Origin of the sequence: Natronococcus sp. A-GB1, from assembly GCF_029688845.1 — an archaeon.
GTDB lineage: Archaea > Halobacteriota > Halobacteria > Halobacteriales > Natrialbaceae > Natronococcus.
On sequence record NZ_JARUKW010000014.1, the window covers coordinates 22,498 to 44,683 of the forward strand.

The 22,186-nt window shown below is 65.3% G+C and carries 34 protein-coding genes and 2 tRNA genes; 24 read left to right on the forward strand and 12 right to left on the reverse strand.

The genetic code is table 11. From position 1 onward, the window contains the following. Positions 1–139: 139 nt before the first annotated feature. A complete protein-coding gene (pyrF, locus tag QA600_RS15885; protein WP_278292931.1) occupies positions 140–943 on the forward strand; it encodes an orotidine-5'-phosphate decarboxylase in 804 nt (267 codons plus the stop codon). Positions 944–958: 15 nt separating this feature from the next. Here pyrF and QA600_RS15890 read toward each other — a convergent pair whose 3' ends face one another. The 3 genes from QA600_RS15890 to QA600_RS15900 form a co-directional block, all read right to left on the reverse strand. Further along, complete coding sequence (locus QA600_RS15890) at positions 959–1,237, reverse strand: hypothetical protein (protein ID WP_278292932.1); 279 nt, start codon at positions 1,235–1,237, stop codon at positions 959–961. Positions 1,238–1,255: 18 nt separating this feature from the next. Next, positions 1,256–1,435, reverse strand: coding sequence for a hypothetical protein (locus QA600_RS15895; RefSeq protein WP_278292933.1), 180 nt, complete (start codon positions 1,433–1,435; stop codon positions 1,256–1,258). 83 nt (positions 1,436–1,518) lie between these two features. Then, a complete protein-coding gene (locus QA600_RS15900; RefSeq protein WP_278292934.1) occupies positions 1,519–1,932 on the reverse strand; it encodes a hypothetical protein in 414 nt (137 codons plus the stop codon). 187 nt (positions 1,933–2,119) lie between these two features. Between QA600_RS15900 and QA600_RS15905 the strand changes: the two genes are divergently transcribed. Beyond that, positions 2,120–3,343 carry a HalOD1 output domain-containing protein gene (locus tag QA600_RS15905; protein WP_278292935.1) on the forward strand — a complete coding sequence of 408 codons (1,224 nt, stop codon included), beginning with the start codon at positions 2,120–2,122 and terminating at the stop codon, positions 3,341–3,343. Next, positions 3,340–5,409, forward strand: a complete 2,070-nt coding sequence (locus QA600_RS15910) for a hypothetical protein (protein WP_278292936.1) — start codon at positions 3,340–3,342, stop codon at positions 5,407–5,409. The genes QA600_RS15905 and QA600_RS15910 overlap by 4 nt, the downstream gene beginning before the upstream one ends. Positions 5,410–5,416: 7 nt before the next feature. Here QA600_RS15910 and QA600_RS15915 read toward each other — a convergent pair whose 3' ends face one another. Further along, a complete protein-coding gene (locus QA600_RS15915) occupies positions 5,417–5,566 on the reverse strand; it encodes a hypothetical protein (protein WP_278292937.1) in 150 nt (49 codons plus the stop codon). A gap of 258 nt (positions 5,567–5,824) precedes the next feature. Between QA600_RS15915 and QA600_RS15920 the strand changes: the two genes are divergently transcribed. Beyond that, a complete protein-coding gene (locus QA600_RS15920) occupies positions 5,825–7,426 on the forward strand; it encodes a GTP-binding protein (protein ID WP_278292938.1) in 1,602 nt (533 codons plus the stop codon). 27 nt (positions 7,427–7,453) lie between these two features. Here QA600_RS15920 and QA600_RS15925 read toward each other — a convergent pair whose 3' ends face one another. The 3 genes from QA600_RS15925 to QA600_RS15935 all read right to left on the reverse strand — a co-directional run bounded on the left by QA600_RS15925 (position 7,454) and on the right by QA600_RS15935 (position 9,392). Beyond that, positions 7,454–8,134, reverse strand: coding sequence for an HAD family hydrolase (locus tag QA600_RS15925; protein ID WP_278292939.1), 681 nt, complete (start codon positions 8,132–8,134; stop codon positions 7,454–7,456). A gap of 62 nt (positions 8,135–8,196) precedes the next feature. Continuing rightward, positions 8,197–9,129 carry a methenyltetrahydromethanopterin cyclohydrolase gene (mch, locus tag QA600_RS15930; protein ID WP_278292940.1) on the reverse strand — a complete coding sequence of 311 codons (933 nt, stop codon included), beginning with the start codon at positions 9,127–9,129 and terminating at the stop codon, positions 8,197–8,199. Positions 9,130–9,185: 56 nt separating this feature from the next. Continuing rightward, the gene (locus QA600_RS15935) at positions 9,186–9,392 is read right to left on the reverse strand and encodes a heavy metal-associated domain-containing protein (RefSeq protein WP_278292941.1); all 207 of its coding nucleotides are present in this window, start codon (positions 9,390–9,392) and stop codon (positions 9,186–9,188) included. Positions 9,393–9,494: 102 nt separating this feature from the next. On the opposite strand from QA600_RS15935, the gene QA600_RS22820 reads away from it, so the two are divergent. Further along, complete coding sequence (locus tag QA600_RS22820) at positions 9,495–9,680, forward strand: hypothetical protein (RefSeq protein ID WP_345782033.1); 186 nt, start codon at positions 9,495–9,497, stop codon at positions 9,678–9,680. A 46-nt stretch (positions 9,681–9,726) separates the two neighbouring features. Next, on the forward strand, positions 9,727–9,933 hold the full coding sequence (locus QA600_RS22825; protein ID WP_345782034.1) for a universal stress protein: 207 nt from the start codon (positions 9,727–9,729) through the stop codon (positions 9,931–9,933). A 4-nt stretch (positions 9,934–9,937) separates the two neighbouring features. On the opposite strand, the gene QA600_RS15945 is transcribed toward QA600_RS22825, so the two are convergent. From QA600_RS15945 to QA600_RS15965, 5 genes are all read right to left on the reverse strand, one after another. After that, the gene (locus QA600_RS15945) at positions 9,938–10,249 is read right to left on the reverse strand and encodes an MTH1187 family thiamine-binding protein (protein ID WP_278292942.1); all 312 of its coding nucleotides are present in this window, start codon (positions 10,247–10,249) and stop codon (positions 9,938–9,940) included. Positions 10,250–10,351: 102 nt separating this feature from the next. Beyond that, the gene (locus tag QA600_RS15950; protein ID WP_278292943.1) at positions 10,352–10,705 is read right to left on the reverse strand and encodes a HalOD1 output domain-containing protein; all 354 of its coding nucleotides are present in this window, start codon (positions 10,703–10,705) and stop codon (positions 10,352–10,354) included. Positions 10,706–10,884: 179 nt separating this feature from the next. Further along, the gene (locus QA600_RS15955; protein WP_278293029.1) at positions 10,885–11,211 is read right to left on the reverse strand and encodes a hypothetical protein; all 327 of its coding nucleotides are present in this window, start codon (positions 11,209–11,211) and stop codon (positions 10,885–10,887) included. Between the two features lie 377 nt (positions 11,212–11,588). Continuing rightward, a tRNA-Gly gene (locus tag QA600_RS15960) sits at positions 11,589–11,659 on the reverse strand. Positions 11,660–12,088: 429 nt separating this feature from the next. Beyond that, a tRNA-Gly gene (locus tag QA600_RS15965) sits at positions 12,089–12,159 on the reverse strand. Positions 12,160–12,458: 299 nt separating this feature from the next. Between QA600_RS15965 and QA600_RS15970 the strand changes: the two genes are divergently transcribed. From QA600_RS15970 to QA600_RS16055, 18 genes are read left to right on the forward strand one after another with little or no spacing between them, the layout of a single operon-like run. Next, positions 12,459–13,331 (forward strand): RNA methyltransferase, encoded by an 873-nt coding sequence (locus QA600_RS15970; protein WP_278292944.1) that lies wholly within the window; start codon positions 12,459–12,461, stop codon positions 13,329–13,331. A 4-nt stretch (positions 13,332–13,335) separates the two neighbouring features. Beyond that, positions 13,336–14,355, forward strand: coding sequence for a 50S ribosomal protein L3 (locus QA600_RS15975; protein WP_278292945.1), 1,020 nt, complete (start codon positions 13,336–13,338; stop codon positions 14,353–14,355). A gap of 3 nt (positions 14,356–14,358) precedes the next feature. Then, positions 14,359–15,111, forward strand: a complete 753-nt coding sequence (rpl4p, locus tag QA600_RS15980) for a 50S ribosomal protein L4 (RefSeq protein ID WP_278292946.1) — start codon at positions 14,359–14,361, stop codon at positions 15,109–15,111. Then, the gene (locus QA600_RS15985) at positions 15,108–15,362 is read left to right on the forward strand and encodes a 50S ribosomal protein L23 (RefSeq protein ID WP_005559266.1); all 255 of its coding nucleotides are present in this window, start codon (positions 15,108–15,110) and stop codon (positions 15,360–15,362) included. Before rpl4p ends, QA600_RS15985 begins: the two co-directional genes overlap by 4 nt. Before the next feature lie 2 nt (positions 15,363–15,364). Continuing rightward, the gene (locus QA600_RS15990; RefSeq protein ID WP_005559265.1) at positions 15,365–16,087 is read left to right on the forward strand and encodes a 50S ribosomal protein L2; all 723 of its coding nucleotides are present in this window, start codon (positions 15,365–15,367) and stop codon (positions 16,085–16,087) included. Next, on the forward strand, positions 16,084–16,506 hold the full coding sequence (locus tag QA600_RS15995) for a 30S ribosomal protein S19 (RefSeq protein ID WP_278292947.1): 423 nt from the start codon (positions 16,084–16,086) through the stop codon (positions 16,504–16,506). Before QA600_RS15990 ends, QA600_RS15995 begins: the two co-directional genes overlap by 4 nt. 7 nt (positions 16,507–16,513) lie before the next feature. Then, positions 16,514–16,993 carry a 50S ribosomal protein L22 gene (locus tag QA600_RS16000; RefSeq protein WP_278292948.1) on the forward strand — a complete coding sequence of 160 codons (480 nt, stop codon included), beginning with the start codon at positions 16,514–16,516 and terminating at the stop codon, positions 16,991–16,993. Further along, on the forward strand, positions 16,993–17,919 hold the full coding sequence (locus tag QA600_RS16005) for a 30S ribosomal protein S3 (protein WP_278292949.1): 927 nt from the start codon (positions 16,993–16,995) through the stop codon (positions 17,917–17,919). Before QA600_RS16000 ends, QA600_RS16005 begins: the two co-directional genes overlap by 1 nt. Next, entirely contained in the window at positions 17,919–18,137 is a 219-nt protein-coding gene (gene rpmC / locus QA600_RS16010) for a 50S ribosomal protein L29 (RefSeq protein ID WP_278292950.1), read from the forward strand. Before QA600_RS16005 ends, rpmC begins: the two co-directional genes overlap by 1 nt. A 10-nt stretch (positions 18,138–18,147) precedes the next feature. Then, positions 18,148–18,615, forward strand: a complete 468-nt coding sequence (locus QA600_RS16015; RefSeq protein ID WP_278292951.1) for a ribonuclease P protein component 1 — start codon at positions 18,148–18,150, stop codon at positions 18,613–18,615. After that, on the forward strand, positions 18,606–19,055 hold the full coding sequence (locus tag QA600_RS16020) for a 30S ribosomal protein S17 (RefSeq protein ID WP_278292952.1): 450 nt from the start codon (positions 18,606–18,608) through the stop codon (positions 19,053–19,055). The genes QA600_RS16015 and QA600_RS16020 overlap by 10 nt, the downstream gene beginning before the upstream one ends. Beyond that, the gene (locus QA600_RS16025) at positions 19,055–19,453 is read left to right on the forward strand and encodes a 50S ribosomal protein L14 (protein WP_005559258.1); all 399 of its coding nucleotides are present in this window, start codon (positions 19,055–19,057) and stop codon (positions 19,451–19,453) included. Before QA600_RS16020 ends, QA600_RS16025 begins: the two co-directional genes overlap by 1 nt. 2 nt (positions 19,454–19,455) lie before the next feature. After that, positions 19,456–19,839 (forward strand): 50S ribosomal protein L24, encoded by a 384-nt coding sequence (gene rplX, locus QA600_RS16030; protein WP_278292953.1) that lies wholly within the window; start codon positions 19,456–19,458, stop codon positions 19,837–19,839. Continuing rightward, entirely contained in the window at positions 19,836–20,546 is a 711-nt protein-coding gene (locus QA600_RS16035) for a 30S ribosomal protein S4e (protein ID WP_278292954.1), read from the forward strand. Before rplX ends, QA600_RS16035 begins: the two co-directional genes overlap by 4 nt. Next, entirely contained in the window at positions 20,539–21,078 is a 540-nt protein-coding gene (locus tag QA600_RS16040; protein ID WP_278292955.1) for a 50S ribosomal protein L5, read from the forward strand. The genes QA600_RS16035 and QA600_RS16040 overlap by 8 nt, the downstream gene beginning before the upstream one ends. Beyond that, positions 21,071–21,253 (forward strand): 30S ribosomal protein S14, encoded by a 183-nt coding sequence (locus tag QA600_RS16045; RefSeq protein ID WP_278292956.1) that lies wholly within the window; start codon positions 21,071–21,073, stop codon positions 21,251–21,253. The genes QA600_RS16040 and QA600_RS16045 overlap by 8 nt, the downstream gene beginning before the upstream one ends. 1 nt (position 21,254) lies before the next feature. After that, positions 21,255–21,647, forward strand: coding sequence for a 30S ribosomal protein S8 (locus tag QA600_RS16050; RefSeq protein ID WP_005559246.1), 393 nt, complete (start codon positions 21,255–21,257; stop codon positions 21,645–21,647). 2 nt (positions 21,648–21,649) lie between these two features. Further along, a complete protein-coding gene (locus QA600_RS16055) occupies positions 21,650–22,183 on the forward strand; it encodes a 50S ribosomal protein L6 (RefSeq protein ID WP_278292957.1) in 534 nt (177 codons plus the stop codon). Positions 22,184–22,186: the final 3 nt, after the last annotated feature.

Consider the following 22,186-nt stretch of genomic DNA (forward strand, 5'->3'; position numbering starts at 1 on the left):
CCGTCCGATACAGGGAACTCGATTTTCGCGGCCGGAGAAATCAACCAAAGGTTTAGAGTTGTTTTCCGTCCGACCATCCTCAGTCGGGGTCGCCCGCAAGGATGGCAATCTTTTCGACCGGCCCGGACCACGGTCGAGCATGAACTTCTTCGATCGCCTTCGCGACCGCATTCGAACGGTCGACAGCGTCGTCTCGGTCGGACTCGATCCGGACCCCTCGAGGATCCCCGACCATCTCGCCGAACACGACCTCCCGCGGTGGGCGTTCAACCGGCGAATCATCGACGCCACGCACGACCACGCGGCCGTGTTCAAACCGAACGCGGCGTTCTACGAGGACCCCGACGGCTGGCGAGCTTTAGAGGAGACGATCGCCTACGCACACGGAAAGGGCGTTCCCGTCCTGCTCGACGCCAAGCGGGCCGACATCGGAAACACGACTCGGCAGTACGCCGAATTGCTCGAGCGTGCGGACGCGATCACGGTCAACCCTTACATGGGTCGGGACTCGCTTCAGCCGTTTCTGGCCGAGGAGGAGGCGGGGGTGTTCGTCCTCTGTCGCACATCGAACCCGGGCGGGGAGGACCTCCAGGACCTCGAGCTCGCGAGCGGCGAGGCCGTTTATGAGCGCGTGGCCGCGCTCGCGGATCTCTGGAACGAGAACGACAACGTCGGGCTCGTGGTCGGCGCGACGAAACCCGAGGAACTCGAGGACCTGCGCGAACAGGTACCCGAACTCCCCTTCCTCGTCCCTGGGATCGGCGCCCAGGGTGGCGACGCCGAGGCCGCCGTCGAGTACGGACTCGCGGACGGGGTCGGGCTGGTCAACTCCTCGAGGGGGATCATCTTCGCGGGCGAGGACAGGGGGGAGGCGTTCGCGAACGCTAGCGGCCAGGCGGCAAAACGGCTCAAGAAACGACTGAACCGGTACCGCGACGCCTGACCGTTCGCGTCGATCCTACTCGGTTCGAGCGTCGGTGTCGGCGCCCCCGCAAGCCGTCGAGACGACCCGTCCCGCGATCATGCCGTCGACGACCCGGCCGACGATCTCGACCTCAACCGGCTCTCGAGGCGGCTGTTCCTCGAGTTTCTCGAGCCCTTCGACGACGGCGACGTCCATCGGACTGGCGTCGTGAGGGTGGGCGGCGACGAGGATTTCGTCTCGCTGCTCGAGTTCGAGGCGGAACCGCTTGCCGACGGCAAGGGAGTCGCCCAGCAGGTCGCGGATCGACGTCATCGGCGGGTACCTGCCATCTCAGAACCGGTGGACGTCGACGTCGTCGGACTGACGGTCGGGCTGGCCCTGGGCCACGCAGTCGGTACACAGCCCCGGTCCCGGCTCGTAGTGTTGTTCACACGTGAGCGTCCCGCAGTTGGCACACCGCTCCTGAGCCGGCTCCGACTCACAGATCTGGCAGAGGCCACTGATGCTCATGATAGATCGTACGGACCCGAGTGGCTTGAAAGGGGGCCCGGCACGACCGTTCGAACGGGTCGACCATCAGGGTGGAGACGAGGTTACGGGCTCGCGGCCTCGAGTTCGTAACAGCGCTCGAGCAGCGTCTCGAGTTCGTCGCCGACCGTGGACCATCTGACGGTTCCGCTCCGCTGGTCGTACTCGATCAGTCCCCGATCCGCCAGTTTCGGGAGGTGGGTGTGATAGAGGTCGATCAGTAGCCGCTCCCGATCGTCGGGGGAAACCCGTTCGGCAGGGACTGATACCTCGCGAGCGGCGATCGACGTTGCCAGCGACTCGATGCTCGCGACCTCCGTTTCGGAAAGGCAGTAGAGTACGTCGCGTCGTCGCCGGCTACTGAGAAGCGAGAGGGACTCGTCCACCGACGATCGCTGCCCACCGACGGCGGGTAGTTCGACATCCGATTCGGCCGTCGTAGCGTGGTCCTCTCGGTCTTCCGAGCGATAGTCGACCATATATCTGTCCGAACTCGACCGACGTTAATAAACTTGCTAGAGAGCTGTTACGCTGGAACGTACGAAATCAATACAAAAACTAGCCTGGAAAATTAAATAAATTTGCTTATTTCTGACTTAGTATTATTCTCAGAAGTTGCATAACATCCGCGAGCTTTTCCTAAGCGACCGTCGTACCCGGTGACGGATGACGAACGACCGATCCCGGAACGAGGCCGGAGTCGACGAGAGAGACGGAACAGCCCCCGGGATCCGGTCTCGTCCGAGTATCTCGATCGTCGAACGGGTCGCGGACGGAACCGATCGGTCCCCCCTCGAGTTGCCGCCGTTAAACGAGACGGTAGACGTCGACGCGCTCGACCGACTGCTTGAAGCCGACGATCCGGACAGTCCGTGGCCGACCGTCGTCTTCCGGTACGCGAACCGCCGGGTTCGGGCGACCGCCGACGGAGTGATCGAGCTCACGAACCCGGATGAGACCGACGTCTCCGCCATCGACGAGTGGACTCACGTCTCGATCGTCGCGGAACCCGACGAGCGAGCCGTCGCAGTACGCATCGCGTCGGCCATCGCGAGTCGATCCGGTTGGAATCGGGACCGAGTACGGACGGCGATCGAAGACGTGATCGATCCGGACGCACTGGCCCGCCTCAGCCAGCAGCGGGAGAACGGGATCTCGCGCCCCGGCGCGACGGTCTTATTCTCGGTGCTCGGCCACGACGTCGTCGTCGACCCCGGTGGGACGGTCAGCGTTGGCTCCACGCTCGGACGGCTGAAGCGAACGGGCGGGAACGTGCTGATCGCCGGCGGCGTCCCCGACGACCTCGTCGACCTCGCCAGCGCGAACCTCCTCGGCGATCCCGACCGAAACCGCCGTCACCTCCTCGCGCTGCTCGATCGCGACCGACGGGTCGTCTCCGATCGACTGGCGCCGACCGACGTCGCATCGGCACAGATCGTCGACTACGCGATGACCGCACGTTCGGTCGCGTCGGCGGGAGCGCCCGTCGCCGACGCGGTCGCTGTCGTCGACGAACCCACCGATCTCGACGAACTCGAGAGGACCGTCGATGCACGGATCCGCGCGTTCGGAACCGAAACACGCCTCTCCGAACCCGGAGACCTCCGGCTCTGTATCGACTCGCTGCGGCCGATGCTCGACGAGCGCGGGACCGACGGCACCGTCGCCCTCCTCGAGCCGATCTGCGAGGCGGTCCGGGACGTCTCGGGACTCGGCCACTACGTGTTGCCGGTCGACCGCGACGAGCCCCTCGTCGACGCTCTCGAGTCGCTGTTCGACGCGACCGTCGAACTTCGCGTCGGCGACTGCGGTCCCCAGCAGCGCTGGCACCTCCACGAGAGCGGGTATACGACCGCCTGGATCGGACTCGCCCGATCCGACGAACGATGACCGCCGATCCGAGGTTCCAGCCGTTCGACGACGGCGCCGGACTCACCGTCGTCGATCCGATCGAAAACAGGCAGTGTCCGTTCCGAACCGACGACCCGGTCTCGCCCCGGTCGATCGAACCCTCTGGATTCTCCCGCCCCGTCGACGGCGCCGTCGAGCTGACGGCTTCCGAACTGGTCTTTCCGTACGTCGTCCCCGTGTACGTCCGCGACCCGACCGGCGAGATGTTGCTCGAGACCGACTCCTGTGCCTACGAACGGCTCCCCGAGGGAGAGTACGTCCTCGAGCTGATGGCCCCGATCCAGCTCTACGTTCGCGTTCGGAGCCCGGTGACGATCGCGTCGGCCGACGACCGGCTGGCGTTCGACTTCGGCGAGTCGACGACGGTGGGTCTCGGGGCGCGGTCGCGACACGAACGCCCCGCCGCCATGGTTACGACGACGGCCGAGCCGGCGGACCTGGCACGTGCCGTCTCGACGTTCGGCTCGGCGTTGAAGACCCACAGCTGTGATCGCTCGCTACCGTCGCTTCGGGGCCACCCGCCCCGACTGGAGCTGGGGTCGGCGGTTCGAATTCCGTCGGCAGTCGAAACGCCCGACTCGGGCGTCCGCCTCGTCGTCCCCCCGGACCGGTCGGCGATCTACGCCGCTAGCCCGCTTGCGTACTACCTCGCGGCGACGGTCGAGACCGGGCCGGACCCGCGGATCGAAACCGAGGACGGATTCGTCCATTCGCTCGGAGACACGACCAACGCCGTCGTCAGATCGATCGAACGCGTGCTCGAGCAGGTGTTCTTCGTCGACTGCGTGGCCCGGACGGAGGGGCTCTACCGGGTCGATCTCCACGAGCGTGATCGGTTCGAGGAGCGATTCGATCTCGCGCTCGACGACCTGTACGAGGCCGAGCTCGCCGACCGGCTCGAACCCGTCCTCTCGATTCCGTACGACTCGATCGCGGACCTCCTGCCGCGGTGGAACCTCGTTACGCACGCGACAGCCGAACCGGAGAACGCGACCGTGCTTCCCTACCTCGCCGACGAGCTGTCGATCGTACGACCGGCACCCGAAGATCGGTCCGGGACCGACCCGACCCCGCCCACCGCGCTCGCGATAGACGAGTTCACGCGTTCTCGCGCGGGAGTCGACCGGGGGGCGGAGTTTTCGTACGTCTCCCCGCCGCCGACCGACGCCTTCGGCCAGGCATGGCTGGGCGAGGGCGTCCCGATCGGCGCGACCAAGCTCCTGCGAAGCGCCTTCGAGAACGGACTCGAGCGCTCATCCTCGGGCGACGCCGTCGAGGTAGCGATCGTCTGCAACGACCCCGAGATGGCCGCGGAGTTCGATACGACCGACGGCACCCTCTACGGGGAGCGCGAGAAGCTCCCGTTCGAGGTGACGGTACACAGATCCGTCTCCGCCGAGGAGCTCCGGGAGCTGTTCGCGGCCGACCTCGACTTCCTCCACTACGTCGGCCACGTCGAGAACAGCGCCTTCGTTTGCTCGAATGGAGTGCTCGAGGCGCGAGCGCTGGCCGACGTCGGCGTCGACGCGTTTCTGATCAACGGCTGTCGATCGTACGACGTCGGCGTTCGTGTGATCGAACGGGGCGGCGTCGGCGGCGTCGTCACGCTCAGCGATGTCGGTAACCGGGACGCGATCGCCGTCGGCCGCCTCGTCGCACGGCTGTTGAACAACGGGTTCTCGATCCGGGACGCGACCTCGATCGCCCGCAGTCAGCGCCTCGTCGGCAACCAGTACACCGTCGTCGGAGACGGAAGCATTACTGTCGGCCAGGCCGGTAGCGGAGTCCCGAACACCGCCCGGATCGAACCGATCGGCGACGGCGAGCGCCGGCTGCGACTTGAGCTTCACCACGTCGATAGCGGACCCGGCGCCCAGTACGTCCCCTACATCGACGGCGTCGATCGGCACTTCCTCGCGGGCACCGAACTCCCGCCAATCGACGTCTCCGGCGGAGCACTCTCGCGGTTCCTCAGGCTGGCGGAGATTCCGGTCCGCTGGGGGGAAGAATGGTACTGGTCGACGGACGATCGGTTCGTCTGGTAAGGACGGCTTACCAGGTGCCGCCGCCGTTGCCGGCGATCCCGACGTCCGCCGCGGCCGTTCCGACCTGCGAGAGCAGGAGGCAGGTCGCGAACAGGGCGCCGATCAGTCGTGGATGCTCCGCGAGGAACGTCCGTAACATGTCGTTGTTTGAGGGCATCGTGTCGAACGATACCGCTTCACGAGCAATACCTATTATTCGGTTAACTACGCCCGGATCGATAGTCGTTGTTCCGAACGGGTCGCACGCTCGATCGAGAGTAGACACCTGTTACCGACTCGCAGGCGGAGTTAATCAGCTATTGTGACCGACGAAACGGGCTCGCCGTCGGCTACGCTCCCCGTCGACCGACAGAGTGCCGTGCTAACACGTCTCTCCGCCGGGAAGTTTTTATCGGCTCGCCAGTTACCCCCACCCATGAGCCGTGACCGGGTCCTCCTCGAACGGGCCCTGGACCGTGGCGAACAGGACGGCGGAAGCGTCGAGTTCAAGGAACGGCTCCTCCGGGACGTCCACCTCGAGGGCGGACGCCGGGAGAGTCTGGCCGCACAACTTCGACATCGCCTGCTGTCGGGTGACGGCGAGGCGACGTACGTCGTCGGCGTCACCGACGACGGCGGGCTCGCCGGCATCGACCACGACACCTTCTCCGAATCGATGGACGTCCTCTCCCTGCTCGCCGAAGAGGCCGACGCCCACATCGATGACGTCCAGACCTGGGGCGTCGAGGATGGGCTCGTCGGCGTCGCGCAGGTCCGGGACGGATCGATCCTCGAGACCGACGACGAACACCTTGTCGTCGGAACGGCCGGCCACGTCGACCACGGCAAGAGCACGCTGGTCGGATCGCTCGTCACCGGCACCGCCGACGACGGCGACGGCGCGACCCGCGCGTACCTCGACGTCCAGCCCCACGAGGTCGAACGCGGGCTCTCGGCGGATCTCTCCTACGCCGTCTATGGCTTCGACGACAACGGTCCCGTCCACGTTCGGAATCCCGATCGCAAGGCCGACCGCGCGAAGGTCGTCGAGGAGGCCGATCGACTCGTCTCGTTCGTCGACACCGTTGGGCACGAGCCCTGGCTGCGAACGACGATCCGCGGGCTCGTCGGCCAGAAACTCGACTACGGGCTGCTCGTCGTCGCCGCGGACGACGGACCGACCCAGACGACCCGCGAACACCTCGGCGTCCTGCTGGCGACGGAACTCCCGACGATCGTCGCGATCACGAAGACCGACGCCGTCTCCGACGAGCGGTGCGAGGAGGTCGAACGCGAGGTCGAACGCCTCCTCCGGGATGTCGACAAGTCGCCGCTGCGGGTCGCGCGCCACGGCGTCGACGCCGCCGTGGAAGAGATCAGCGAGCGCGTCGTCCCGATCGTGACGACCAGCGCGATCACGATGGACGGGCTCGACACGCTCGACGAGCTATTCGATCGACTGCCGAAGACCTCCCAGGACGCCGGGGAGTTCCGGATGTACGTCGACCGGAGCTACTCCGTTACCGGCGTCGGCGCCGTGGCGTCGGGCACCGTCATGTCCGGCGAGGTCGAGGCCGGCGACGAACTCCTGCTTGGGCCGATGCCCGACGGGCGCTTCCAGGAGGTGGAGGTTCGCTCGATCGAGATGCACTACCACCGGGTCGACCAGGCCAGCGCCGGCCGGATCGTCGGGATCGCGCTCAAGGGCGTCAAAGAGAGCGCGATCGAGCGCGGAATGGTGTTGCTCCCCCGCGAGGCCGATCCCGATCCGGTTCGCGAGTTCGAGGCCGAAGTGATGGTGTTAAACCACCCCACCAGGATCGGCGACGGCTACGAGCCGGTCGTCCACCTCGAGACGATCGGCGAGGCTGCCTCCTTCTCGCCCGAGAACGGGCGGCTGCTGCCGGGCGACACCGGCGAAACCACGGTCCGATTCAAGTTCCGTCCGTACCTGATCGAGGAGGGCCAGAAGTTCGTCTTCCGAGAGGGCCGAAGCAAGGGCGTCGGCACCGTCACCGATGTCCGTCCGGCCAATTAGCCGGCCTCACGCCGGTCGCAACCAGCGTTACCGCCAGGGCGGGGATTGTAGTTCGGCCAGCGACTCGAGGACGTAGCTCGGCCGTGGGTCCGGATTCGTCGTTTCCGTTCCTCGAGGAACCCACACCGAATCGAGTCCTGCGGCTCGAGCGCCGGCGACATCCGATGAGAGGGAGTTCCCGACGTACACCGCCCGCCCCGGCCTCGAGCCGAGTTCGTCGAGGGCGACCGAGAACGGTTCGGGATCGGGCTTCGGCGCGGTGTCTTCCCCCGCGAACACGGTCGTCTCGAACGCGCGCTCGAGCCCGGTCGCCTCGAGTTTCTGTTGTTGCATCGCTGACATCCCGTTCGTGATCAGCCCCAGCGCGTACTCGTCGGCCAGCGCCTCCAGCGTCGTCGCCGCTCCCGGTAGTACCTCGACGTTGCGCTGGTCGCGTTCCTCGCGGAACTCGCGGGCGACCGCGACGCCGTCCGCGCGATCGTGGCCCGCCTCGACGGCCAGATCGCCGAAACACCGCTCGTGGAAGTCGGCGAAGCCGTCGGCCCGCTCCAGGTACTCTCGGTACCGGGCGTAGTAGGTCGCCGGTTCGAAGACGGGACCGACGCCCGAGCGCTCGAACGCGACCTCGAGCACCTCGTCAGCGCCGCGGCGATACCGACAGAGGGTGTCGTCGAGATCGAAAAGAACGGTGTCAATCGAATCGCTCATCGATCGTCGGAAGGCGCGATCGGACGAAAAAGCGGTCGATCGCCGGTGACCCTCGGATCGGCTTACAGGCCGAACGACTCCGCGAGGAGTTTTTCATCGGTTTCGCCGTGGCTGTAGGTCGGTCCGCCGAGTACGTCGACGGTGACCGCCGCAGGCGCGAACAGATCCGCGGGAACCTCTTCGAACTGCCAGTCGAGATCGTCGAACACCTCTGCGAACGGACGCCCGTGTGCGTCCGCAGCGGTCGAGGGAATCGAGTCGAAGACGTCGTCGTCCTTCCGGACCGTCAGGTGGGCCCGGCCGCCGTAGGCCAGCGCGTCGTTCGTCCGGGCGATCGCGGTCTGTTCGTCGCCCGCGATCGGCGCGACCGGCGCCCGACCCGTCGCGGAGACGATATCGTTCGGGTCGTACCCGAGCTCCGTCAACCGATAGGTCGCGAGCTCGGCCGCGCGCGCGGCCGACGTGATGCTTCCCGCCAGACTCGCCGTTCGGTAGGCGAGCAGAAAGACGCTGCTGGGTTCGACCTCCGCGAGTTCGGCGACCTGTTCGGCGGCCGACGCCGGCGGCAGCTCGTCGCTCTCGACGGCCAGCGCGGTCAGATCGAACGCGTCGGTGTAGCCGACCCGTCGAAACTCCTCTTCGCGCGCGACGAGCGCGCGTGCGGGTCCGCTGCCGAGCCCCTCGAAGTCCTCGGTGGCGAGTTCCCAGCCGGCCTTCTGTGAACACAGCAACGAGAGCGCGGGCTGGTCGGTCGTCAGCTCGACGTAGGGGATCGAGGTGCCGTCGACCTCGCCCAGCAGGTGGCTCGGCGTCGCCATCCCCGCGGTCTGGATCTCCGTCAATAGCAGTCCCGCCTCGACCCCGCCGTCGAACTCGACGCCGAAGTCGAGCACGGTCGCCTCGTTCTCGAGGTCGAACCCGCCGATGTTCAACTCCTCGGCGTAGTCGAGGGCTTCGTCGACCAGCTCGATCGCCATCCGGTTGAGACTCTCCATACCTTCCCTCTAGCGTCTGGCGTAAAACAGTTTGTCAGTTCGCTTCCTCGACCGTCTCAGGCGTCAGCCTCGTACCCCGCGTCCTCGATCGCGCTCCCGATCGCGTCGACGGGCGTCCCCTCGTCGTGTTCGACGCGTACCTCGTCGGTCTCGTGGTTCGCGGTGGCCGACGACACACCCTCGAGCGCCTCGACCGCGTCGGTGACGTTCTCCTCACAGCCGACACAGGACATCCCGCGTACGTCGATGGTCGTCTGTTCCATACTCCCGGTCGCGACTCGGGACAGTTCGGTCTTCCGCATCGGTCGGCTGGGTGCCAGAGACCGACTCGTGGTTTGACATGCGTCCCGGCAGTCGGTTCGAGCATGTACACGGTTCTGGTTCCGGTCGACGGCGACGACGACCGGATCGACGCACAGCTCGAGGCCGTCCGCGAGCTGGCCGCGGGAACGAATCGATCGCCGTCGACGTACTCCACGCGCGGGAAGAACTCGACTTCTCGGCCGAGGACATCGACGATGTCGCCGTCGGTACGCTCGAGGAGGAGCTAACTGCCTCGAGGGACTCCCGGAGACGGTCTCGAGAATCGCTACGGCATTGCGGGAGGCGGGGACCGAGACCGACGTCCACGCGGCGACCGGCCGTCCCGAGCCGACAATCCTCGACGCGGCCGAGCGATTCGGTGCGGACCTCCTCGTCCTCGGCGCTCGCCGTCGATCGCCCGTCGGCAAGGCGGTATTCGGGAGCGTCGCCCAGTCGGTGCTACTCGAGACGGAGCGCCCGGTGACGGTCGCCCCGACCTGATCGGCTACCGGTCACTCGAGGCCGAACGGCCGAGGGCCTCCTCGACGGCCTCCACCTTCTCCGAGGCGGCGGTGTCCCGGATTCGCTTGTCATCGATCTTCAACACGGTGCTCACCCGATCGCCGTCGACGGCCTCGTGGGCCGCCTGGGCGGCCGCGAACAGCTCGTCGGTCGAGTCGGCCTCGATCACCGTCCCCATCGGGTTCGTCTCGTAGCCGACGTCGTACTCCTCGAGGGCCTCGACGGCCTTCGCCACTTCGTCTGCCATGCTCTGTTCGGTTACCGGTGCGACGCTGAGTAGTGCGACGACAGTCATATTCGACACTGTCCGCACTGCGGCCCGTAAATTCGATCCCTGCAGACGACGCCCGACGCACTCTCGGGCTCGAGAAAAGCAGCAGACGAACTCGAGGAGAGGTTATCGACGTGGTTCCGGCCGACGGGTTTCGGCGGGCGGGTAGATGACGATGTCGCCGTTGGCGTAGACGTACACCTCGTGCTCGAGGGCCGTGAAGGCGATGTGGCCGCCGGTGCGCTCGGTGCCGTCGGCTTTCGGCCGGAAGATCCGATCGAGGGCATCGGGATCGATGCTGTCGTACAGCGAGAACTCCCCCTGGGAGACGTCCGTGTCCGCGATCGACGCGAGCGCGTGGACGATCGTTGCGGTCAGCGTCGCCGTATCGTCGTCGTCGTAGTGGAAGACGTAGCGGTCGTCGCCCTGTTCGTACTGGAGTTCGCCGCTCTCGTCTCTTGATGTGGACTCAGTTTGCATGGGAACCTGTTCGTTCGGCTGTTCGCTGGTGGGTATCGTCCCGGAGTATAAAAGCTACTCGCAGTCGGAAACGCTTCTCGGAACCGACAGTCGTGGGCGTTGATCGCTCCGGCGAGCGGCGTCGATACGTCGCGGTTGGATTCGTGCGACGACCACGCTTGTCTCGCCCTGAGTTCGGGTCAGAACGACTCGTGGGGCCACTCCTCGCGCTCGCCCAGTGCCGGCGGGGTTCGGTCGCTGTACCCCTTCCGTCCGATCGCCCGATCGCCGACGGTGTTGAAGATCGCGACCCGCGCGTCCGCCGCGGACTCGAAGCGCTCGTCGGGGACCAGCTCGAACAGCTCGCGCAGCGTCTGCTCGCCGTTCGGGAGTCCCAGTACCGCGTCGCCGTAACGCTCGACCAGTTCGTCGCTCGTCGCCGGATACTGATGCTCCTCGAGTTCGTGAGCGAGCGGTCCGAACTCGACACCCAGCTCTCTCGTTCGCTCGTCGTCTGGTCCGATCATCCCGGGTTCGATGCCGCCACGAACCGACTTAAAGCCCACCAGTGGTTTCACGTCGGCGTCGAGTGCGACCGCGGTTCATCTCGAGTTACCCGCGCCAATCGACGGTTGGCAACTCGCCGTCGAACCGTGCGACTCGAGGGCGAACGGTTTCCAGGAGCTCGGAACGGAAGACTCGGTCGTGAAAGCAGGGAGTTCTCGAGGAGGTCTCGGGGTCCTCGAAACGTTTCTGGAAGCGGTATGCTGGCTGGGATTTGAACCACGGCCAGACGTGCTCGCTGCGCTGCGCGCGACTGGCCTGATTCAAATCCAGATCCGATTTTTCGGACTACGGATACTCGCACTGCTACGCAGTGCTCGCGGTGTTGTAGTCGGAGAAATGCGCTGGCTGGGATTTGAACCCAGGTTGTGACCATGGCAAGGTCACGTGATACCACTACACTACCAGCGCTCTGTTACAGTTTTACGTCTCTCGAGTGAATTGATAAGGGTTACGAATCGCTCGACTCGAGCCCGGATCGGACCTCCCGATCCCGTCCCGGTAATCGACAGCGACCTGGATCGCTTTGGTAGGCACTCGAGTTGCTCGAGCGACTCGAGGCGTTCGTCGGTGTCGTGCGGTGGCTGGGATTTGAACGACGCGAAGACGGTCACCTCGCTTCGCTCGGCGCTGCGACTTCTCTTGTTCAGATCCAGGTCCGATTTCTGTCGCTCACGGGTTTGTTCGCGACAGAAATGCGCTGGCTGGGATTTGAACCGCTCCCGAGAACCTGCTCGCTTCGCTCGCAGAACCTCGGTATGCTTCAAATCCAGATCTGATTTCTCCGACTACGGATACTCGCACTGCTACGCAGTGCTCGCGGTGTGGTAGTCGGAGAAATGCGCTGGCTGGGATTTGAACCCAGGTTGTGACCATGGCAAGGTCACGTGATACCACTACACTACCAGCGCCCTGTTGCACTCTCACCTATCTCTGGTAGCTGTATAAGGATTGCGAATCGAGGGATGTGTGACTCGTCCAGGCGTACCATTCGTCGACCGCTCACCGTCCCGTAGTGGCCGTCTCACGGTCTCAAGGGCGCGCCAGCGCGAAAAACGGGTCGTCACTCGTGACAGTGTGCCCCGAAGACCCGTATGCGCCGATTTCCCACCTGTGAGCCGTTCACAGCCGGAATCGAATCCGCTACCCTTTTAAGACTTTGTCGGCAAGACATCGCTACAGTCTAGTGACGCGGCGCCGAAGCGTGGGCATGACCGTCAGCGTGCTCGTGCCGTCGTCGCTCACCCGCGAAGCCGAGGACAAACGCGAGGCAACTCGCAAGCTCGGATACGTCGCCCGCGCGGCGACCGTATTCCGGGCGGATCGGCTCGTCGTCTTCCCCGACCGGGAGGGCGAACGCGGGCGATTCGGCGGCGAGTTCGTCGACACCGTCTTGCGGTACGCGACGACGCCCCCCTACCTCCGAAACGAGGCCTGGGGGATGCGCGACGAACTCGAGTACGCGGGCATCCTGCCCCCGCTCCGCGCCGTGTCACAGACCGGCTCCGAATCGAACGGTTCGGGGTCGTCAAGACAAGGAATCGTGACCGAGGTCGGACCTGATCAACGCGTGCGGGTCAATTGCGGCTTGCAACACCCGATCTCCCTCAACGTGCCTCCCGGTATGGAGGTCGAGGAGGGGGAGCGCGTGACCGTCAGGATCTCTTCGCGACGACCGGTCCGGGCGAAACTCGAGGACGAACCCCTCCCGGGGCTCGACGTCGAGCGGACGGACCTCCAGGCAGCACTCGGCCGTGAGGACGCCGGCGTCCGCATTGCAGCCTCTCGATTCGGTGCAGAACTCACCGTCGGGCGGCTGAGGACGCTGGCCGGACGCCGCGAGCGCGACGGGATGACCGTCGTCTTCGGGGCACCCGAGAGAGGGCTGCCGGACATCCTCGGAATGGACGAGGAGGCCGTCGACGCGCTGTCCCGTTGGGACGGCGTCGACGGTGACGGAGTCGAACCCATCGATCCGGGGTTCGACCTCTGGCTGAATACGGTTCCGGACCAGGGAAGCGACGTGGTGCGAACGGAAGAGGCTCTGTTCGCAACGCTCGCCTCCCTCACTCTCAGAGAGTGATAGAATGCCACAACCAAATTCACCACGCAAAGGCTCACTCGGGTTCGGCCCACGACAGCGCGCCTCCTCGGAGGTTCCGCGCTTTAACTCGTGGCCGGACGACGACGGACAGCCGACGCTCCAGGGTTTCGCGGGCTACAAGGCCGGCATGACCCACGTCGTGATGGTCGACGACGAAGCGAACTCGCCGACCGAGGGGATGGAGGAGACCGTCCCCGTCACGATCGTGGAGACGCCGCCGATGCGCGCGGTCGCCCTGCGTGCGTACGAGGACACACCGTACGGAAAGAAACCGATCACCGAGGTCTGGACCGACGAGTTCGTTCCCGAACTCGACCGCGTTCTGGACCTTCCCGGTGACGACTACGACGCCGACGCGGCTGAAGACGAGCTTCGAGAGCTGCTCGAGGATGGCCGCGTCGACGACGTTCGCGTCATCACGCACACGGTGCCTTCGGCGGTACCATCGGTACCGAAGAAGAAACCGGACGTGATGGAAACGCGCGTCGGCGGCGGCTCGGTCGACGAGCGCGTCGACTTCGCACTCGAGCTGATCGCCGACGGCGGGGAACACGTCATGAACGACACGTTCCGCGCTGGCGAGTACGTCGACGCGAGCGGCGTCACGAAAGGGAAAGGGACCCAGGGTCCCGTCAAGCGATGGGGCGTCCAGAAACGCAAGGGCAAACACGCCCGGCAGGGCTGGCGCCGTCGCATCGGCAACCTCGGCCCCTGGAACCCCTCCCGCGTCCGCTCGACGGTCCCCCAGCAGGGCCAGACCGGCTACCACCAGCGGACGGAACTGAACAAGCGCCTCGTCGACATCGGCGACGGCGCCGACGCGACGGTCGACGGCGGCTTCGTCAACTACGGCGAGGTCGACGGACCGCACGCGTTGATCAAGGGCTCGCTCCCCGGGCCGAACAAGCGTCTCGTACGCTTCCGCCCGGCGATCCGACCCGGAGACCAGCCGCGCCTCGATCCCGAGGTCCGGTTTGTCTCCACCGCATCCAACCAGGGATAACACATGGACGCAACAGTACGCAACCTGGACGGCTCGGACGCGGACACGATCGAGCTCCCGGCGGTCTTCGAAACCCAGTACCGCCCGGACCTGATCGCTCGTGCCGTTCGTGCCGCCCAGGCCAACCGAAAACAGGACTACGGCGCCGACGAGTTCGCCGGCATGCGAACGCCGGCCGAATCGTTCGGTAGCGGCCGCGGGATGGCCCACGTCCCCCGACAGAACGGACGCGCCCGACGCGTTCCCCAGACCGTCAAGGGACGAAAGGGACACCCGCCGAAAGCCGAGAAGGACTGGACCGAATCGATCAACACGAAAGAGAAGAAGCTGGCCGTCCGCAGCGCCATCGCCGCGACGACCGACGCCGAGCTCGTCGCCGACCGCGGTCACGAGTTCGACGCGGACGTCGAGGCACCGATCGTCGTCAGCGACGAGTTCGAGGACCTCCAGAAGACGAAGGAGGTCGTCGAGTTCCTCGAGGCCGCCGGTCTCGCCGACGACGTCGAGCGAGCCGACGAGGGTCGCAGCGTGCGCTCGGGTCGCGGAAAGACCCGCGGACGCAAGTACAAACAGCCCAAGTCGATCCTCTTCGTCACCTCCAGTGAGTCCGGCCCGTCCCGTGCGGCCCGGAACCTCGCCGGCGCGGACGTCACGACGGCCGCTGAGGTCAACGCGGAGGATCTCGCACCGGGCACCCAGCCCGGTCGACTGACCGTTTGGACCGAGAGCGCACTCGAGGAGGTGGCCGACCGATGAGCGGCGCGATCGACCACCCGCTCGTGACGGAGAAGGCGATGAACGACATGGACTTCGAGAACAAGCTCCAGTTCGTCGCCAACCCCGACGCCACCAAACCCGAGATCCGAGAGGAAGTCGAGCGACGCTTCGAGGTCTCGGTCGATAGCGTCAACACACAGATGACGATGAACGGGAAGAAGAAAGCAACCGTCAAACTGTCCGAGGACGACGACGCCCAGGAAGTCGCCTCGCGTATCGGGGTGTTCTGAGAATGGGACGACGAATTCAGGGACAACGACGCGGTCGCGGGACCCCGACGTTCCGTGCCCCGTCGCACCGATACAAGGCGAAGCTCGACCACAAGAAAGAGGAAGACGACGACGTGATCCGCGGGACCGTCGTGGACATCGAACACGACCCCGCTCGCTCGGCGCCCGTCGCGGCCATCGAGTTCGAGGACGGCGACCAGCGCCTCGTGCTGGCGCCCGAAGGGATCACTGTCGGCGAGGAGATCCAGGTCGGCGTCAGTGCAGAAATCAAGCCCGGCAACACGATGCCGCTGGCCGAGATTCCGGAGGGAGTTCCGGTCTGCAACATCGAGGCCAACCCCGGCGACGGCGGTCGATTCGCCCGCGCCTCGGGTGTCAACGCGGACCTGATCACCCACGACCGAAACGCCGCGGTCATCCAGCTTCCCAGCGGCGAGGTCAAGCGCCTCGATCCGCAGTGTCGTGCCACCATCGGCGTCGTCGCCGGTGGCGGACGCACGGAGAAGCCGATGGTCAAAGCCGGAAACAAGTATCACAAGATGAAAGCCCGGGGTACCAAGTGGCCCCGCGTCCGCGGTGTTGCAATGAACGCGATCGACCACCCGTTCGGTGGCGGTGGCCGACAGCACCCCGGCAAACCGAAGTCCGTCTCGCGGGATGCCCCGCCGGGACGGAAGGTCGGTGACATCTCCTCGCGCCGTACCGGCCGAGGTGGAAACAAATGAGTCAGGAGTACAGAACCGGCCGCGAAGGTGAGTTCACCTACCGCGGTCACACGCTCGAGGAGCTGCAGGAGATGGAGCTCGACGAGGTTGCGGAACTGCTGCCCGCACGCAAGCGGCGAAGTATCACGCGCGGACTTTCCGTCGAGCAGGAGAAGCTGCTCGAGAAGGCCCGCGAGAAAGGCGAGGAAGAGACCGCCAACGCGCCGATCCGAACGCACCTGCGCGACATGCCGGTGCTGCCGGAGTTCGTCGGACTGACCTTCTCCGTGTACAACGGACAGTCCTTCGAGCGCGTTCGCGTCGAACCCGAGATGATCGGACACTATCTCGGCGAGTTCCAGCTGACCCGCACCTCCGTCGAACACGGACAGGCGGGTATCGGCGCAACTCGATCGTCGAAGTTCGTCCCACTGAAGTGATCACCGTATGGGAATCAACTACTCAGTCGACGCGGATCCGGACTCCACCGCGAAAGCGATGCTCCGGGAGCGTCACATGAGCCACAAGCACAGCAAGGAGGTCGCCCGCGAGATCAAGGGCCGAACCGTCGCGGACGCCCAGGCGTACCTTCAGGACGTAATCGACGAGGAGCAGTCGGTACCCTTTAAGTCCCACAACTCCGGTGCGGGTCACCGCTCGGACGTCGAGGGCTGGGACGCCGGTAAGTACCCCGAGAAGGTCTCGGGCGAGTTCCTCGATCTGCTCGAGAACGTCGAATCCAACGCCGATCACCAGGGTTTCGACGGCGCCTCGATGGAGATCGTTCACGTCGCCGCCCACAAGGTCGGCGAGTCCGTCGGCCGCAAGCCCCGCGCAATGGGGCGTGCGACCGCCTGGAACACGCCGGAGGTCGACGTTGAGATCGTCGTCGAGGAAGCCGACGAGAACGAGGAGGATGAGAACTAATGGCTGACGAACACCAGTTCATCGAAAACGGCCTGCAGCGGTCTCAGATCGACGAGTTCTTCGAAGAAGAGCTCGGCCGCGCAGGCTACGGCGGTATGGACGTCGCCAAGACGCCGATGGGTACCCAGATCGTTCTCAAGGCCGAGAAGCCAGGGATGGTCATCGGCAAGGGCGGCGAGAACATCCGGAAGGTCACGACGGCTCTCGAGGAGAAGTTCAACCTCGAGGACCCCCAGATCGACGTCCAGGAGGTCGACGAACCCGACCTCAACGCACGGATCGTCGCGGACCGACTGGCCAACGCACTCGAGCGCGGCTGGTACTTCCGGAAGGCCGGACACACGACGATCGACCGGATCATGGATTCGGGCGCGCTCGGCGCAGAGATCGTCCTCTCCGGAAAGGTCACGGGCGCTCGCTCGCGTGTCGAGAAGTTCAACCGCGGCTACATCAAGCACAACGGCGAGCCCGCCGAGGAGGTCGTCGACCACGGCCAGGGCGTCGCGGTCATGAAACTCGGCACGATCGGCGTCGACGTGAAGATCATCCCGCCGGGTGCCGAGCTCCCCGACGACTTCCAGGTCCACGACGAGATGGACCCCGAAGAGGTCGTCCCCGATGCCGTCGAGGCCAACGAGGCCGAGGGCGTCGAGGAGCTGCTCGAGGGCGAGCCCGAGGTGGCCGAGGCCGCCGAGGAAGGCGCCGAAGCCCCCGCCGAGGACGCCGTCGAGCCCGAACCCGAGGAAGAGGACATCGAAGAGGTCATCGAAGCGGAGGTCGACGCCGCCGAGGACGACGTCGACATCCCCGACGAGGCTCCGATCGAGGAGGACTTAGACGAGCTCGAGGAGGACGTCGAGGCCGAGGCTGAGGAGCTGATGGCCGAGATGGACGAGGAAGACGAAGACGAGGGAGGTGACGCCTGATGGCGATCCTCCACGTCGAAGAGATCCGCGACATGACCGCCGCCGAACGCGAGGCCGAACTCGAGGAGCTCGAGACCGAGCTGCTCAACCAGAAGTCCGTCCTCGCCGCCGGTGGTGCCCCGGAGAACCCGGGTCGAATCGGCGAACTGGGTCGCACTATCGCCCGGATCAAGACGATCCAGCGAGAGGAAGGCGACTTGGACGAAGACGACGAATAACAGACAAACGATGGCACTGACACCCGAAACGCTGCCCCGACACGAACTCAACGGCCTGCCCGTCCGCGTCGTCGAGAGCGACGACGCCTCGCGGGTCGGCCTCGAGGGACGGGTCGTCATCGAGACGACCAACACCCTCTCGATAGAAGTTCGAGAGCAGGGCGCGTCTCGGGTCGTGATGGTGCCGAAGTCGGGCTCGACGTTCGAGTTCGCGATCACAGATGACGCCGCCGACGCCGCGAAGGCGTCGGGGACCGCGTCCAAACTGGCCGACACTCAACCTGCAGGGGCGGACGATTCGTCCGTCCTCGCAGACCGAGTCGGCGGCGATGCCGCCGACTGTCGTGGCGACGATTCTTTACGGAATCGCCGCCACGCTGCCGGCGAGGACGTGGCCTACGTTACGGTCGATGGCTCGCGACTGCTCTCACAACCCGCCCGACGCACGGAAACGAATGGTGACTCACCATGGCAATAGGATTAGACGTTGAAACCCCTCCGGAACCGGAAAACCCGGAGGAATACGACTACGAGAAGTGTCCGTTCTACGGCGAGCTCTCCGTTCGAGGTCAGATCCTCGAGGGGACCGTCATCTCGACGGACATGGACAAGACCGTGGTCGTCGAACGAGAGTACGACGTGGCGGTTCCGAAGTACGACCGCCAGATGAAGCGTCGCTCGCGCATCCCGGCCCACGTACCGGGCGTGCTCGAGCCGCTCTCGGTCGGTGACACGGTCAAGATCGCAGAGACCCGACCACTGTCGAAGACGAAATCGCACGTGGTCGTCGAAGTAACCGAAGAGGCAACCGCGGAGGACATCGCCGCGCTCACCCGTCAGGCCGAGCCTGACCGTGAGCTTTCGACCGGCGACGTCACCGAGGGTACCGAGGAGGAAGCCGTCGAGGGTGATCAGTGATGGAGGCGATGAAAGCCGACGTCACCCAGGGACTCAAGAAGGGGTCGCTGGTCACGTGTGCCGACAACACCGGCGCACGCGAGCTGAAGGTCATCAGCGTCTCGGGCTACCAGGGCACCAAGAACCGCCAGCCGAAGGCGGGACTCGGTGACAAGGTGACCGTTTCGGTCACGAAGGGTACCCCCGAGATGCGCCGCCAGGTCCTCGAAGCCGTCATCGTCCGCCAGCGGAAGTCGATCCGCCGGCCCGACGGGACGCGCGTGAAGTTCGAGGACAACGCGGCGGTCATCATCGACGAGAACGAAGAGCCCCGCGGAACGGAGATCAAGGGCCCGATCGCTCGCGAAGTCGCCGAACGCTTCGGCGCGATCGCCTCGACCGCAACGATGATCGTCTGAGTATGAGCAAACAACCACACAAACAGCGAACGCAGACGGAGCGTGCACCGCTGCACAAGCGACAGAAGCAGCTTCACGCGACGCTCTCGGATGACCTCCGCGAGGAGTACGACACGCGACGGACCCGCGTCAACGCGGGCGACACCGTCGAAGTCATGCGCGGCGACCACGCCGGCGAGACCGGCGAGGTCCTTCGCGCGATCCTCGAGGACGGCACGATCCACGTCGAGGACGTGACCATCGAGACGGCCGACGGCGAGGAGGTCCCGCGGCCGCTCGACCCATCGAACGTCCGAGTCACGGATCTCGACCTCGAGGACGAGCGCCGCGAGGCGCGCCTCGAGGGCGACACGAACGAAGACGGCACCGAAGGTGATAGCGAATGACGAAACATCAGAAACGACTGTCCGTGCCGAAGTCCTGGCCAGTCGAGCGAAAGACGAACGTCTTCACGGTCAAGGCCGACTCCGGCCCGCACGGTGAGGACGGCGTTCCGCTCGTCGTCCTGCTTCGGGACGTGCTCGGCTACGTCGACTCGAAGAAGGAAGCGCGGTACGCCCTCTCGCAGGACTCGATCCTCGTCAACGGGGAACCGATCAACGACGAACAGCGCCCGATCGGCATGTTCGACATCGTTGCGTTCCCCGGTCGCGAGGAGTACTACCGGGTCTTCCCCGACGAGGGCGGCCGACTCGCGCTGACCGAGATCGACGCCGACGCCGCCGACAGCCGCCTTGGCAAGATCGAGGGCAAGCGTCAGGTTCCGGGTGGCGACACCCAGCTTACGCTGCACGACGGAACGAACATCCTCGCCGAGGAGAGCGAGTACAGCACGAACGACTCGGTCGTCGTCGACAACGACGACAAGTCGGTCGTCGCACACTTCCCCTACGAGGAGGGTGCACTCGTCACGGCCATTAGCGGCAACCACGGCGGAAAGATCGGCGAAGTCACCGAGATCGACGTCACCCCCGGTAGCGGATCGAACATCGTCACCGTCGACGCTGACGACGGCGAGTTCGAAACCGTCGAGGAGTACGTCGTCGTGATCGACGAGAACTTCACCAACGAGGACGGTGATGATGATGAGTAGCGAAGCCGAGGGCGAGTTCCACGAGATGCGCGAGCCCCGCGTCGAGAAGGTCGTCGTCCACATGGGCGTCGGCCGCGGTGGCCGCGAACTCGGCAAAGCCGAAGACATCATCGAGGAGGTCACGGACCAGCAGAGCGTCCGGACCCAGGCTAAGCGGACCGAACCCGACTTCGGCATCCGACAGGGCGACCCGATCGGCACGAAGGTTACCCTTCGCGGCGAGGACGCGGCCGAGTTCCTCGAGACCGCTCTGCCGCTGGCGACGCTGGCCGAGAACCAGTTCGACAACACTGGGAACTTCAGCTTCGGGGTCGAGGAACACACCGAGTTCCCGAGCCAGGAGTACGACCCGAACGTCGGGATCTACGGGATGGACGTGACCGTCAACCTCGTCCGCCCGGGCTATCGCATCGCCAAGCGCGACAAGGTGACCCGATCGATCCCGTCGAAGCACCGACTTACCCCCGAGGACGCGATTCGGTACCTCGAGGCGAACTTCGACGTCAACGTAGAGGAGTCCACGGATGAGTGAAAGCGACGTAGAAAACGACCAGACGGGCGAGCACGCGGCAAAGCGCACCGGCCAGATCGAGGAGTGCCAGCGCTGTGGCCGCAAACAGGGACTCGTCGGCAAGTACGACATCAACCTCTGTCGACAGTGTTTCCGAGAGATCGCCCGCAACATGGGATTCAGGAAGTACCGATAACATGACCGGAAACGACCCACTCAGCAACGCGCTCTCGGGCATCGACAACGCCGAGAGCGTCGGGAAACTGAGCCACGAGGTAACGCCCGCTTCGAACGAGATCGGCAGCGTGCTCGAGGTCTTCTACGACCGCGGGTACATCGACGGCTTCGAGTTCGTCGACGACGGTAAGGCCGGTCAGTTCGATGTCGAACTGAAAGGAGCGATCAACGAGTGTGGCCCCGTCAAGCCCCGCTACGCCGCCGGTGCCGAAGACTTCGAGAAGTGGGAGAAGCGATACCTCCCGGCTCGAGACTTCGGTGCGCTCGTCGTCACGACGAGCAGCGGCATCATGAGCCATTACGAGGCTCGTGAGCAGGGGATCGGCGGCCAGGTGATCGCATACGTCTACTAACAATGCGAGTCGAACTGGAAATTCCCGAAAACGTAACTGTCGAGGTAGATCATCTCGACGTGACCGTCGACGGACCCGAGGGCGCCGTGACCCGGCGTCTCTGGTACCCCGACGTGACCGTCGAAGCCGAAGACGACCAGGTGGTCATCGAAAGTGCAGCCGAGGACGCGAAGACGAACGCGACCGTCGGCACCTTCGAGAGCCATCTGAACAACGCCTTCCACGGCGTAACCGAGGGCTGGGAGTACAAGATGGAGGTCTTCTACTCTCACTTCCCGATGCAGGTCCGCGTGGAGGGCGACGAGGTCGTCATCGAGAACTTCCTCGGCGAGAAGGCACCGCGACGCACGACCATCCACGGTGAGACCGACGTCTCCGTCGACGACGAACGGCTCGTCCTCTCCGGCCCGAACAAGGAGGACGTCGGCCAGACGGCGGCGGACATCGAGCAGCTGACCCGAGTCAGCGGCAAGGACACCCGCGTCTTCCAGGACGGGGTTTACATCACCGAGAAGCCCGCGAAAGGAGGTGCCTGATAG